The 618-nt window shown below is 75.7% G+C and carries 1 protein-coding gene; it reads right to left on the bottom strand.

Features of this window, described 5'->3' with window-relative positions:
• The coding region (locus tag CW362_RS42940) for an MFS transporter (RefSeq protein ID WP_162684472.1) at positions 1-618 on the bottom strand (618 nt) is incomplete at both ends.

The following is a 618-nucleotide window of genomic DNA, read 5'->3' as shown; positions in this document are numbered from 1 at the left end:
GGTGGGGGCCATCTCGTCATGGGGTGCGCGGTCGGATCCGGTGCGCAGGACTCCGGCGGCCGCGGCGGTGGTGAGGCACAGCAGGGTCAGCAGGACGAAGGCGTGGTCGAGGGCGACGAGGTGGGTCAGCCAGCCGATGGCGGCGGGGCCGGCGAGCATGCCGACGTAGCCGAGCCCGGCGACACGGGAGACGTTGGCGCCGGCGGCCGCGGGGTCGGCGTGACCGGCCGCGCTGAACAGTTGCGGGACGGTGCCGGACAGGCCCAGGCCGAACAGCGCCCAGCCGGTGAACGCGGCCCACATCCACGGGCAGAGTGCCACGAGGGTGATGCCGACGGCGGCCGTGGCCGCGCCGTGGCGCAGGACCGCCATGGAGCCGAACCGGGCGACGATGCGGTCGGCGAGGAGCCGGCCGGTGGTCATGGCCGCGGCGAAGGTGCCGTAGGCGAAGGCGGCGGTGCCGGCGGGTGCGCCGAGGACGTCCTTGAGGTGCAGGGCGCTCCAGTCGTTGGCGGCGCCCTCGCACAGCATGACCATCAGCGCCAGGACGGCGAGCAGCCAGATGCGTCCCCCGGCGCCGCCGGGCGCGGTGGCCGGTGATGTCCCGGTCTCCGCCGG

Origin of the sequence: Streptomyces populi, from assembly GCF_002911015.1 — a bacterium.
GTDB classification, from domain to species: domain Bacteria; phylum Actinomycetota; class Actinomycetes; order Streptomycetales; family Streptomycetaceae; genus Streptomyces; species Streptomyces populi.
Note: the sequence above shows the minus strand (reverse complement) of the source record. Positions and strands in the feature narration are given on the sequence as shown.